The sequence below is a fragment of the Erythrobacter sp. genome, from assembly GCF_023653175.1.
Lineage (GTDB): Bacteria > Pseudomonadota > Alphaproteobacteria > Sphingomonadales > Sphingomonadaceae > Erythrobacter.
This window is the reverse complement of sequence record NZ_JAMNXL010000117.1, coordinates 1-11,224: the sequence shown is the minus strand read 5'-3', so window position 1 is coordinate 11,224 and position 11,224 is coordinate 1. Positions and strand designations below refer to the sequence as shown.

Annotated in this window: 12 protein-coding genes and 1 tRNA gene; 4 read left to right on the top strand and 9 right to left on the bottom strand. The window is 66.8% G+C overall.

Going from position 1 to position 11,224, the window contains the following annotated elements:
- From NBV68_RS12990 to NBV68_RS12980, 3 genes are all read left to right on the top strand, one after another.
- Window positions 1-1,704 (top strand): alanine--tRNA ligase-related protein (locus tag NBV68_RS12990; RefSeq protein ID WP_296310444.1); only part of this gene is annotated, 1,704 nt, incomplete at its 5' end.
- Window positions 1,701-2,198: a hypothetical protein gene (locus NBV68_RS12985; RefSeq protein WP_296310442.1), complete on the top strand. Its 498-nt coding sequence runs from the start codon at window positions 1,701-1,703 to the stop codon at window positions 2,196-2,198. The genes NBV68_RS12990 and NBV68_RS12985, both read left to right, overlap by 4 nt.
- A complete protein-coding gene (locus NBV68_RS12980) occupies window positions 2,191-2,370 on the top strand; it encodes a KOW motif-containing protein (protein ID WP_296310441.1) in 180 nt (59 codons plus the stop codon). Before NBV68_RS12985 ends, NBV68_RS12980 begins: the two co-directional genes overlap by 8 nt.
- Before the next feature lie 4 nt (window positions 2,371-2,374).
- On the opposite strand, the gene NBV68_RS12975 is transcribed toward NBV68_RS12980, so the two are convergent.
- The 7 genes from NBV68_RS12975 to cpdR all read right to left on the bottom strand — a co-directional run bounded on the left by NBV68_RS12975 (window position 2,375) and on the right by cpdR (window position 8,703).
- Window positions 2,375-2,545, bottom strand: coding sequence for a hypothetical protein (locus NBV68_RS12975; RefSeq protein ID WP_296310440.1), 171 nt, complete (start codon window positions 2,543-2,545; stop codon window positions 2,375-2,377).
- 24 nt (window positions 2,546-2,569) lie between these two features.
- Entirely contained in the window at window positions 2,570-4,360 is a 1,791-nt protein-coding gene (locus tag NBV68_RS12970) for a cation:proton antiporter (RefSeq protein ID WP_296310439.1), read from the bottom strand.
- A gap of 31 nt (window positions 4,361-4,391) precedes the next feature.
- Entirely contained in the window at window positions 4,392-6,032 is a 1,641-nt protein-coding gene (locus NBV68_RS12965; RefSeq protein WP_296310438.1) for a bifunctional GNAT family N-acetyltransferase/carbon-nitrogen hydrolase family protein, read from the bottom strand.
- A 1-nt stretch (window position 6,033) separates the two neighbouring features.
- The gene (locus NBV68_RS12960) at window positions 6,034-6,666 is read right to left on the bottom strand and encodes a hypothetical protein (RefSeq protein WP_296310437.1); all 633 of its coding nucleotides are present in this window, start codon (window positions 6,664-6,666) and stop codon (window positions 6,034-6,036) included.
- Window positions 6,667-6,698: 32 nt separating this feature from the next.
- Window positions 6,699-7,922, bottom strand: coding sequence for an NADP-dependent isocitrate dehydrogenase (locus NBV68_RS12955; protein WP_296310436.1), 1,224 nt, complete (start codon window positions 7,920-7,922; stop codon window positions 6,699-6,701).
- 222 nt (window positions 7,923-8,144) lie between these two features.
- Window positions 8,145-8,219: transfer RNA gene (locus tag NBV68_RS12950), tRNA-Val, on the bottom strand.
- Between the two features lie 94 nt (window positions 8,220-8,313).
- Window positions 8,314-8,703: a cell cycle two-component system response regulator CpdR gene (cpdR, locus tag NBV68_RS12945; protein WP_296310435.1), complete on the bottom strand. Its 390-nt coding sequence runs from the start codon at window positions 8,701-8,703 to the stop codon at window positions 8,314-8,316.
- A 137-nt stretch (window positions 8,704-8,840) separates the two neighbouring features.
- Here cpdR and NBV68_RS12940 point away from each other — a divergent pair, with 137 nt between their 5' ends.
- A complete protein-coding gene (locus NBV68_RS12940; RefSeq protein ID WP_296310434.1) occupies window positions 8,841-9,818 on the top strand; it encodes an N-formylglutamate amidohydrolase in 978 nt (325 codons plus the stop codon).
- A 93-nt stretch (window positions 9,819-9,911) separates the two neighbouring features.
- Here the strand turns inward: NBV68_RS12940 and NBV68_RS12935 are convergent, their stop codons facing one another.
- Both NBV68_RS12935 and NBV68_RS12930 read right to left on the bottom strand, forming a co-directional pair.
- Window positions 9,912-10,706: a SapC family protein gene (locus NBV68_RS12935; RefSeq protein WP_296310433.1), complete on the bottom strand. Its 795-nt coding sequence runs from the start codon at window positions 10,704-10,706 to the stop codon at window positions 9,912-9,914.
- A gap of 112 nt (window positions 10,707-10,818) precedes the next feature.
- Window positions 10,819-11,224: FAD-linked oxidase C-terminal domain-containing protein (locus NBV68_RS12930; RefSeq protein WP_296310432.1), on the bottom strand; the 406-nt coding region annotated here is incomplete at its 5' end.

The following is an 11,224-nucleotide window of genomic DNA, read 5'->3' as shown; positions in this document are numbered from 1 at the left end:
GCCGCCGAACCGCTGATGCATCGCCTCGTCCCAGCGCTCGTCACCGAGATGGGCCAGGCCTATCCTGAGCTGGTGCGCGGTCAGGCGCTCATCCAGGAAGTGCTCGAGCGTGAGGAAACCCAGTTCCGCCGCACCCTCGACAAGGGGCTGAAGCTCCTCGACGAGGCGACCGGCGACCTTGCGACCGGCGGGGAACTCGACGGCGAGATCGCCTTCCGGCTCTACGACACCTACGGCTTCCCCTATGACCTGACCGAAGACGCCCTGCGCGCGCGCGGGATCGGGGTCGATCGCGAGGGATTCGACGCGGCCATGGCTCGCCAGAAGGCCGCCGCGCGCGCCGCGTGGAAGGGTTCGGGCGAGGCGGCCTCGGGCGAGGTCTGGTTCGACATCGCCGAGCGTGAGGGCGCGAGCGAATTCACCGGCTATGCCGCCACCAGCGGCGAGGGCAAGGTTGTCGGAATCGTCAAGGGCGGCGCCGAAGTCGCCAGCGCCGCGGCGGGTGACGAGGTGGTGATCCTCACCAACCAGACGCCCTTCTATGGCGAAAGCGGCGGCCAGACAGGCGATGCCGGCACCATCGCCAGCATCGCCGGCCTGCGCGCGGTTGTCACCGACACCTCCAAGCCGCTCGGGCGTCTCCACGCGCATCAGGTGCGGATCGAGGCGGGCGCGGTCAGCGTCGGCGACACGGTCGAGATGAAGGTCGATGCCGAGCGGCGCGACCGCATCCGCGCCAACCACTCGGCCACCCACCTCGTCCATGCCGCGCTGCGCGGCCGCCTTGGCGGGCACGTGACGCAGAAGGGCAGCATGGTCGCCGAAGACCGCCTGCGCTTCGATTTCTCGCACCCGGTCGCCCTGACCCCTGAGGATATCGCCGCGGTCGAGGCCGAAGTGAACGCCGAGATCCGCGCCAACGAGCAGGTCTCGACCCGCTTGATGACCCCGGACGATGCGGTCGCTGCCGGCGCGCTGGCGCTGTTCGGCGAGAAATACGGCGACGAGGTCCGCGTGCTCGCCATGGGCCGTGCGGGCAAGGAAGGGCGCAATTACTCGGTCGAGCTGTGCGGCGGCACCCATGTGCGCGCCACGGGCGACATCGGCATCTTCCGCATCGTCTCGGAAAGCGCGGTCTCCTCGGGCGTACGCCGCATCGAGGCGATGACCGGCGAGGGCGCGCGCCAGTGGCTGGTCGGCCGCGAGGAAGCGCTGAAATCGGCGGCGAGCGTGATCCGCGCGACGCCCGAGGAAGTTCCCGCAAGGCTCGCCGCGCTGCTCGACGAGCGCAAGCGGCTCGAGAAGGAATTGGCCGAGGCCAAGAAGGCCCTGGCGCTGGGCGGCGGCGCAAGCGGCGGTGCGGCCATCGCCGAAGAGACTGTCGCGGGCGTCACCTTCAGCGGGCAGGTGCTCGAAGGGCTCGACCCCAAGGAACTGCGTCCGCTGCTCGATGCGGCCAAGCAGCGCATGGGCACCGGCGTGGCGGCGGTGATCGCGGTCAATGACGGCAAGGCGAGCATCGCGGCGGCGGTCACCGATGATCTCACGGCGCGCTTCAGCGCGGTCGATCTGGTGCGCGCCGGCGTCGAAGCACTGGGCGGCAAGGGCGGCGGCGGGCGACCTGACATGGCGCAGGGCGGCGGGCCCGACGGCAGCAAGGCAGCCGAGGCGCTCGCGGCGGTAAGGGCGGTGCTGGCGGGGTGACGCGCCCCGCGCGCCTCGTCCTTGCGCTTTCCGCAGCGGCCCTAATGGCGGGCGGTGCGGCGACACAAGCGAGGAGCGGCGAGCGCCCCTTTCCCCAAGGCCTCTATGGCAATGTCGAGATGTCGGGCGAGACCGGCGATCTCGGCGGCTTCGAGGTGCGCTTCTTCACCGATCCCGCGACGGCCAAGCCGATGGCCGAATTCACGCTGTGCGAGGGTTGGTGCAACATCGCCTACACCGCGGAAGTCACCCGCACAGAGGACGGGTTCACCTTCTCGCATGTCGAGACGCTCGAGGCCTACAACGACGGCGGCACGCTGAGCGCAGAGAATCACGTCGTTCAATACCACGTGACGCCGTCCGGGAAGGGGTGGAAGGTCCGCCTGCTCTACGATGGCGACGATGTCACCGCCGGGGAGGCATGGCGGATCAAGCCGCTCGAGGCGCCTTTCGGTCTGGCGGTGGCGCGCGGAGAGGAAAGTGGCCATGAATAACGGTGAACGATGCGTGGTGATCACGGGCACCCACAAGGGCAAGTCCGGAACGGTCGAGGACCGCAACGTCAGCAAGGGCGGCAATGTCACGATCACCGTGCGCCAGGCCGATGGCACGCGGTTCAAGACGCTGGAGCGCAGCGTCAGGCCCGCCTCGGAAGGCGAAGGCTAGGAGGTTACCTCTCGCGCGAACTGCCGCGGGTCGCCGGTTCCGAGCCGCGCGCGAGGTCGGTGTCGGGGCGACGGTTGCCCTCGAGTTGCTTGTCCTTGATGGTGCCGTGCTTCTCGTCGGTCAGCGTTTCGGGGCCACGGTCGGCGGGGTTGTCGGGCTTGGCAGGTTTGGTCATGGGACAATCTCCTTGCCCATTGAACTACCGCCGCAAGCCCGCGATTGTTTCTCCGCCCGTCGTGCTGGTGCGCAGTTTCGGCTTTTCGCTGAGTCCCCCGTCGCGTTCCAGCTGCTCGCGGAACTCGTCGCGCTTGGCGTGGATCGAGGCGATCACCGGGCCCATCGCGACGCCGATGTCGACCAGCACCGCTTCCGACAGCTGGAGCGAGGCCTCGAGGGTCTCGGGCACCGCATGGCTGGCGCCGGCGCGGTACATCGCCGCGGCGTGATCGGGATCGCGCGCGCGGGCGACGATCAGCAGATCCGGATAGGTCTGGCGCAGCTTGGCGACGAGCCGCTGGGCGAGCACCGGCTCGTCCATGGTCAGCACCACCGCGGGCGCGCTCTCGACCCCGAGCCGCGCCAGCGTATCACCCCGCGCCGCATCGCCGAAGGTCGCGCGGTAGCCGTCGCGCTTGGCGGAATCGATCAGGTCGGGGTTGCTGTCGATCATCACATAGGGCTTGGCGTGGGCACGCATCATGTCCGCGACCAGCCGCCCGACGCGCCCACCGCCGACGATGATGGTGCGCGCGGTGTCGGTATCGTCCTCGGGCGGTATGGATGACGGGCTGTCGACGCCCCTGGCTATCACCGCGCCCAGCTTGGCCAGCAGCGGCGTGATCGTCAGGCCGATCGCGGTGACGGTCTGCCAGAAGCGTGCGGTCTCGGTGTCGAGCACCAAGGCGCTGGTCGCCGCGGCAAGCACGATCAGCGTCGTCTCGGACGGCGAGGCCATCAGCAGGCCTGTCTCGGCCGCAGTGCTGCGCCGTGCGCCCATCAGGCGCAGGAGGATGCCGGTGACGATCGCCTTGAAAACCACCACGCCCACCACCGCCGCAGTGATCGCGCCGATCTGCGCGCCGATCTCGACGAGGTTGATGCTCATGCCAACGGTGATCAGGAACACGCCCAGCGCGAGGCCCTTGAAGGGCTCCATGATCTGCTCGACCTCGGTGTGATATTCGGTCTCGGCGATCAGCAGCCCGGCGATCAGCGCGCCGACGATCGGGGAGAGGCCGACCAGCGCGGTGGCAAGGCTCGCGCCGATGACCACCAGCAGCGAGGCGGAGAGGAACAGTTCGGGGCTCTTGGTGCGCGCCGCCTGCGCGAACAGGCGGGGGAGGACGTAGCGGCCCGCCACCAGCAGCACCGCGATCACCAGGCCGCCCTGCCACAGGGTGCGCCCCATGCCCGCCCAGCCTTCATCGGCGGCATTGGGAGCCAGCGCGCCGAGGACGAAGATGATCGGCACGATCATGATGTCCTCGAACAACAGCATCGAGAGCGCCGCGCGCCCGACCGGCGAGCGGGTGCCCGAAATCGGCAGGACGATGGCGGTCGAGGAGAAGGCCAGCGCGAAGCCCAGTGCCAGCGCGGCGGTGACATTCATGCTTCCGGTCAGCCCGAGGAACAGCGCCAGCGCTCCGCCGCTCACCAGCACCTCGAGCGCGCCGAGCCCGAACACCAGCTTGCGCATCGCCCAAAGGCGGTTGAACGAAAGCTCGAGCCCGATCGCGAAGAGCAGCAGCACGATGCCGAAATCGGCAAAGGGTGTGAGCGCCTCCGGGTTGCTGATCGTGACGTGGTAGAGCCACGGGATCCGCTCGACGAGTGAACCAAGCCCGAAGGGGCCGACCAGCACCCCGATGAGGATGAAGCCGATAATCGGGGTGATCCGGAAGCGGGCGAAGACCGGGATGACGATGCCGGCTGCGCCAAGGATCACCAGCGCATCCGACAGAACGGGGGAGAGGGTCAGTTCGCCAGCCACGCCCAAGGCTTAACGGGGCGGGGCGGGGCTGTCACCCTCCGCCTGCGCCATGCGGTCCGATAGGACGCGTCACGCCCGTCTCGCGCCCTTCGCCGAGCGGATCCTTGATGTTGCCGACCCGCTTGTCCCACTCGATGCGGTAAAGATCGAAGCGGCGGTCGGCGAGGTTCATCACCGTGCCCTCGGCCCGCGCCCAGCTCAGATCGGCAAGGTTGACGTCGCTGATCGTCAGGGTCTCGACGTTCTCGGATGCCTCGGCAGCGATCCCGTCGCGCGCGAAGGGGAAGTCGCAGGGGGTGAGGATGCAGGACTGTGCGTATTGGATGTCCATGTTGGCGACATTGGGCAGATTGCCGACATTGCCGCTCATCACGACAAAGCACTGGTTTTCGATCGCGCGCGCCTGCGAGCAGTAGCGCACCCGCATGTAGCCCTGCCGGCTGTCGGTGCAGAACGGCACGAAGATGATCCGCGCGCCTTCGTCCACCAGCCGCCGGGCGAGTTCGGGGAATTCGCTGTCGTAGCAGATCAGCACGCCGATGGGGCCGCAGTCGGTGGGGATGGCGTCGATCGTGTCGCCGCCCTTGATGTTCCACCAATAGGCTTCGTTGGGCGTGGGGTGGATCTTCTCCTGCGCGTGGATCGATCCGTCGCGCAGGCAGACATAGGCGACATTGTGGATGTCGCCATCGGGCATCCGGGTCGGGTGTGATCCGCCGATGATGTTGATGTTGAAGGCGAGCGCCATTTCCGACAATCGCTGCCGGATCCGCGGAGTGTAGTCGCTCAGCGTTTCGATGGCTTCGAGCGGGGTGAGTTCCTTGGGCTCGGCCGACAGGAGCATCACCGTGAACATCTCGGGAAACACGATGAAGTCCGCCTCGTAATCGGCGGCGACATCGACGAAATATTCGATCTGCTTCATGAATTCATCGAAGCCGGACACGGCGCGCGATTGCAGCTGGCAGGTGGCGATGCGCACGCTTTCGACATCGCGCGGCAATCGGTGCTTGGGCGGCGCGTCGCTATCGACGTAGGGGTTGCGCCAGATCATCCGCACCGCGTTGCCGCGGCTGGCTTTATCCTCGGGCAGGTATTTCGGCATGATGCCGCCGGGTTCGAACCCGTTGGCAAGCTGGAAACGCAGCACCGGATCGTGGATCTTGCTGTCGATCACCAGGTCGAGATATTGCTCCGGCGTGTCAGCGCGGTTCGCCTTGCGGCGCTTGGCGCGGGCATAGCCGGGCATGCGGCCGCCAAACACGATGCCGGTCAGGTCAAGCCGCTCGGCCAGTGCGCGGCGTTCCTCATAAAGGCGGCGGCCCAGTCGGGTGCCGCGCACCGCCGGATCGACGCACAATTCGTAGCCGTAGAGCCAGTCGCCGGTCGGGTCATGGCGGCTGCCGAAGCCGTTGCCGGTCACCTCGTCCCAGGTATGGTCCGACAGTGCCACGCGCTCATCGAGCCGCATAGAGGCGCAATACCCCACCACCGCACCATCGAACAGCGCGACAAAGCAGCCATCGGGGTAGTTGTTGATCTGCCCGCGGATCTCGCCCTGAGTGTAGGCGGGCAGATCGTCATATGCGCGGCGCACCAGATCGCCGATTGCCCGCACGTCTTTGAGCTTGGCCTGACGGATTTCGAGACGCGCGGTTGATCGGCTTGCCATATTATTCCCTTGCGAACAGCGCGTCGACCGAGCCGCCGCTCGCCGCCAGCGCGGCTTCGACCCGCTTGCGACCGTGATAATAAAGCAGCGCCGGGTGCTTTTCGCCGCGCGCCTCGATCCGGGCGACCTCTTCCGGGGTCAAGGCGCTTTCCCGAGCGACGTGGTCGCAATAGCCTTCAACGCGCCACCGCGGCTGGCGCATCATCGCGATAGGGCCGAAGTGGTGCACAAGTACGCCATGCGTGATCTCGTGGGCCAGCACCGCTGATAGCTTGCGCGACCCGCCGATGTTGCGGTTGTTGACGATGCGATCCGCTGCAAAATCGGCACGATTGACGATAAGGTTCTGCCCACCGAACCGCGTCAAGGCAAAGGTTCCGCGGTAAATGTTCGCCAGCCACAGCCAGCGCCAGCTGCCATCGGTCAGGAAGATGCGGCGCGGTTCACGCTCTCGCGCAATCGGGCTGGCGGACACCAAGGTCTCGGCCCGCGCCATGACCTTCTCGAGCGTGGCCTGATCGATCGGGGTTTCGGACCAGATCTGGCTATCCCCCGCCTCGGCATAGTGCGGGAAGGCCAAGAGCTGCGGGGCGAATAACGGCGATGCCAGCAGCAGGATGGGCACGCCGATCATCAGACCGGCGCGCCCTCCCATCAATGAGCGGATCAGGCCCAGGAGGCCATTTCCTTCTCGAGGTTCTCAGCAACCGTCTCGAAGAACTGCTCGGTGGTCTGCCATGCTTGGCCCGGGCCGATCAGCAGCGCCAGGTCCTTGGTCATGTAGCCCTTCTCGACCGTGGCGACGCAGACCCGCTCGAGCGTTTCGGCGAACTTCACCACATCGGGCGTGCCGTCGAACTTGCCGCGATACATCAGGCCGCGGGTCCAGGCGAAGATCGAGGCGATCGGGTTGGTCGAGGTCGCCTTGCCCTGCTGGTGCTGGCGGTAGTGGCGGGTGACAGTACCGTGCGCGGCTTCTGCCTCGACGGTCTTACCGTCGGGCGAGAGCAGCACCGAGGTCATCAGGCCGAGCGAGCCGAAGCCTTGCGCGACGGTATCGGACTGCACGTCGCCGTCGTAGTTCTTGCAGGCCCAGACGAACTTGCCGCTCCACTTCAGGGCCGAGGCGACCATGTCGTCGATCAGGCGGTGCTCGTAGACCATGCCCTTGGCCTTGAACTGCTCGGCGAAGCCCTCGTTGTCGAACACTTCCTGGAACAGGTCCTTGAAGCGCCCGTCATAGGCCTTGAGGATGGTATTCTTGGTCGAGAGGTACACCGGCCAGCCGAGGTTCAAACCGTAGTTGAAGCTGGCGCGGGCGAAGTCGCGGATCGAATCGTCGAGGTTGTACATCGCCATCGCCACGCCGGCGCTGGGGAAGTCGAACACGTCGAGATCGATCTTGGTGCCGTCCTCGCCATCGAAGACGAGGCGCAGCTTGCCGGGGCCGGGGATCAGCGTGTCGGTCGCCTTGTACTGGTCGCCGAAGGCATGACGGCCGACCACGATCGGATCGGTCCAGCCCGGCACAAGGCGCGGCACGTTGTCGATCACGATCGGTTCGCGGAAGACCACGCCGCCGAGGATGTTTCGGATCGTGCCATTTGGGCTCTTCCACATCTTCTTGAGGCTGAATTCCTCGACGCGCTGTTCGTCGGGGGTGATGGTGGCGCACTTCACGCCCACGCCATACTGTTTGATCGCGTTGGCGGAATCGACGGTCACCTGATCGTCGGTCGCATCGCGGTTCTCGATCGAGAGGTCATAATACTTCAGATCGATATCGAGATAGGGCAGGATCAGCCTTTCGCGGATCCACTGCCAGATGATGCGCGTCATCTCGTCGCCATCGAGCTCGACAACGGGGTTGGCGACTTTGATTTTCTGCATGGCTGATGCCCTATCCTTCTTGCCCCGTCTGCGCAGGGCTAAATGTGATCGACAGGAAGCTGTTCAGAGCCCGTCCAAGGCTTGAATATCCCGCGCGGGCTTTAGCAGAGGAGCCGGGCCTTGCAAGCGGGGGGCGGTGTGAATGGAGCGCAACCGCCGTTGCAACGGGGGCAGACACAAAAAAAGCCCGCCGGAAAGGGCGGGCGTTTTCGATTCAACCGATGGTGGGCGTAGCAAGGATTGAACTTGCGACCCCTACGATGTCAACATAGTGCTCTACCACTGAGCTATACGCCCACACCATCGGATGTGCGGCTCTCCCGGGGGGAGAGCGGAGCGGCCCTTTATCGCAGCCCTTGGGAAGGTGCAAGCGATTCGCGCCGGAGAAAAGCTACAGGCGCGCCGCGTCCGCTTCCTCGAAGACACGCTCCACCTCCAGCACCAGATCGCGCAGGTGGAAGGGCTTGGAGAGCACCTTGGCGGCGGGCTGTTCGCGGCTGGCGCGCAGGCTGACGGCGGCAAAACCGGTGATGAACATCACCTTGGTGCGCGGGGAAATCTCGGCGCAGCGCTGGGCAAGTTCGATCCCGTCCATCTCGGGCATGACGATATCCGAAAGCAGCAGGTCGAAGTCGCCCGTTTCCAGAAGCGGCACGGCATCCGTGCCGCGATCGACCGCGCTCACTTCGTAGCCGGCATTCGTCAGCGCCCGTTCGAGATAGGCGCGCATCGCGGCCTCGTCTTCGGCAAGCAGGATCCGGGGGGTGCGTGTCGCTGTCATGCGCGGGTGTTAGCAGAACCGGCTTAAGAAATCTTTCCCCGTGTCGCAGCGACCTTGCGTGCCGGTGCGAAGATTGCCGCCGTGACGGGCCGATCAGGCTTTGACAGGCCCGCGCAAACCCGTCAGCAAGGGCGCTCATGAACATCCACGAGCGCCCCTCACGGCCGGGTCCTGCGGCCCAGCGCACCGCCTCGAGCGGCGGCACGGTGCCGGGGCTCGAGACGGCGCCGGCCTTCACGCTGACCGTACCGCCGCGCCTCAGACTGCCGGTGCTGGTCGCGGTGCCGCATGCGGGCCGCGCCTATCCGCCTGCGGTGACGGCGCGGATGCGCGATGCGGGGCTGGCGCAATTGCGGCTCGAGGATCGCCATGTCGACCGGCTCGGCGTCGCCATCGCGCGTGAGACCGGGGCGGCGCTGCTGGTCGCCCATGCGCCGCGCGCGCTGCTCGATCTCAACCGCGCCGAGGATGATATCGACTGGGACATGATCGAGGGCGGCCGGCCCGTCGGCATGCCCTCTGCCGAGCCCGGCCAGCACAGCAATGCGCGGGCGCGCAGCGGGCTGGGGCTGGTGCCGCGGCGGCTGCCGGGATCGGGCGAGATCTGGCGCGGGCGGCTTGCGCCGGCCGAGCTCGCGGCCCGGATCGAAGGCATCCACCGCGCCTATCATGCCGCGCTCGAGGAGGCACTAGCGCGGATCTGCGCCGAGTGGGGTGCAGCGCTGCTGGTCGACCTGCATTCGATGCCGCCGCTGCGCGCGGGCGAGGGCGAGGTGCGTGCGCCGGTGGTGGTACTGGGCGACCGCTTTGGCGCCTCGTGTCACAATGCTCTTGTCGCGCGCGGGCTCGGGCATCTGGAAGCGCGCGGCGTGCCGGTGGCACTCAACCGGCCCTATTCGGGCGGCTATGTGCTCGACCGCCACGGTGCACCGCGCAGCGGTGTGCATGCGGTGCAGATCGAGGTGTGCCGCGGCACCTATCTCGACCGCCACCTTGCCGAGCCCGGCGCGGGCCTGCCCGCGATCGCGGCAATGCTCGCCGATCTGGTGCGCGAGCTGGGCGCGGAAGCGGCCTTGCTCGGCGGGGCGGAGGGGCTGCGCCAAGCTGCCGAATAGGCTCCCCTGACGCAAAACGGGCGGGCGAACCAAAGTCCACCCGCCCGCAATTCGCTGGCGAACCGGGCATATCGCCCGGCCCGTCATCCAAAATCAGTTCAGTGCCGGGGCGGGCGTGCCTTCGGCGATCATGGGCACCTTGCCCTGTGCGAGCTGGCGCTCGAAGACGACGCGCATCAGGTTGAGCGAGAAGAGGTGCGCGTAGATCAGCATCAGCATGCCGTTCTTGGCGAGTTCCTCGAGCGTTGCGGCGGGAAGCTCGCGCAGCTTGCCCTCGTCGACCATACGGAAGCCGCGATAGACGAAGGGCTTGTCGGGCATGTCGTTGCGGGTGATCGCGATTTCGCCGTCCATCAGGATGTCGAGCTTGGCGAGCTCTTCCATGAACAGCTTGGTGCGATGGCCGGCTTCCTCGAAGCGGCGGCAGAAATCGAGCACGTTCGCGGTGTATTCGGTCGGCTGGCCGGCGGGATCGAACAGGGCGATGCCCTCCTCGGTCTTGCCGAGCAGGCCTGCGCTCGGATCGAAGCACAGCGACATGTCGTCGCTGCCCTGCTGAAGCTTGGCGAGGATGAAGGGATAGCGGCGCGCATAGGCGGGCAGATAAATCGCCTCGTTGATCTTCATGTCGTCGCCGACGAAGGTGTTGACGCCCTCGTTGAGGCCGAACAGCGCGATCGGCAGCGGGCTTTCACCGGCGGTGAAGACGATGGGAAAATCGCGCTGGGCGTCGACGAATTCGTCCGAGGTCAGCGGGATTGCGTGGGTCGCGGCGAGATAGCCGGCGTTCTCGAGCGGGCTGGCGCGCCATTCGGCGTGGTCGCGGCTGTTGAGCGGCAGAAGGTCCTGGTAGAACAGCGGAAGTTGCGGTTGCGGCGCGCTGGCCATGACGAAGTCTCCGAGAAACTGTAGTGGATGATCCCCTCAGCGGAAAAAATGTCATCCCCCGCCGAAAGCGCCGCCCTTAGGGCCTTGTGTTGTCCCGCGCAAGCGGCGGCAATCAGGCGGGCTGGGGCGGGCGGATGAGTTTCCCCGGATTGAGCAGCCCGGCAGGATCGAGCGCTGCCTTGACGCGGGCCATCACCGCCAGCGCGACCGGATCGTGGAGCCGCGCAAGCTCGTCTACCTTCATCTGCCCGATGCCGTGTTCGGCGCTGATCGAGCCGCCCCACTGGGTCACCAGATCATGCACCCTCGCGCTGACCGCCTTGCCCTCCGCCTCTTCCCACACGCCCCGCGCGGCCCCTGCCGGCGCGAGGACATGGAAGTGCACATTGCCGTCGCCAAGGTGCCCGAAGGCGACCGCGCGGGTGCCGGGGAAGGTGGCCTCGACCTCCGGCACGGCGGCGAGGATGAACTCGGGCATGGCCTCCACTGGCACCGAGATGTCGTGCTGCATCGCCGGG

What these genes read in the sequence shown, in the direction of transcription:
- NBV68_RS12980 (WP_296310441.1), top strand. Translation starts at nt 2,191, where the DNA reads ATGAATAACGGTGAACGATGCGTGGTGATCACGGGCACCCACAAGGGC.
- NBV68_RS12975 (WP_296310440.1), bottom strand. Translation starts at nt 2,545, where the DNA reads ATGACCAAACCTGCCAAGCCCGACAACCCCGCCGACCGTGGCCCCGAA.
- NBV68_RS12965 (WP_296310438.1), bottom strand. Translation starts at nt 6,032, where the DNA reads ATGGCAAGCCGATCAACCGCGCGTCTCGAAATCCGTCAGGCCAAGCTC.
- NBV68_RS12960 (WP_296310437.1), bottom strand. Translation starts at nt 6,666, where the DNA reads ATGATCGGCGTGCCCATCCTGCTGCTGGCATCGCCGTTATTCGCCCCG.
- NBV68_RS12955 (WP_296310436.1), bottom strand. Translation starts at nt 7,922, where the DNA reads ATGCAGAAAATCAAAGTCGCCAACCCCGTTGTCGAGCTCGATGGCGAC.
- cpdR (WP_296310435.1), bottom strand. Translation starts at nt 8,703, where the DNA reads ATGACAGCGACACGCACCCCCCGGATCCTGCTTGCCGAAGACGAGGCC.
- NBV68_RS12940 (WP_296310434.1), top strand. Translation starts at nt 8,841, where the DNA reads ATGAACATCCACGAGCGCCCCTCACGGCCGGGTCCTGCGGCCCAGCGC.
- NBV68_RS12935 (WP_296310433.1), bottom strand. Translation starts at nt 10,706, where the DNA reads ATGGCCAGCGCGCCGCAACCGCAACTTCCGCTGTTCTACCAGGACCTT.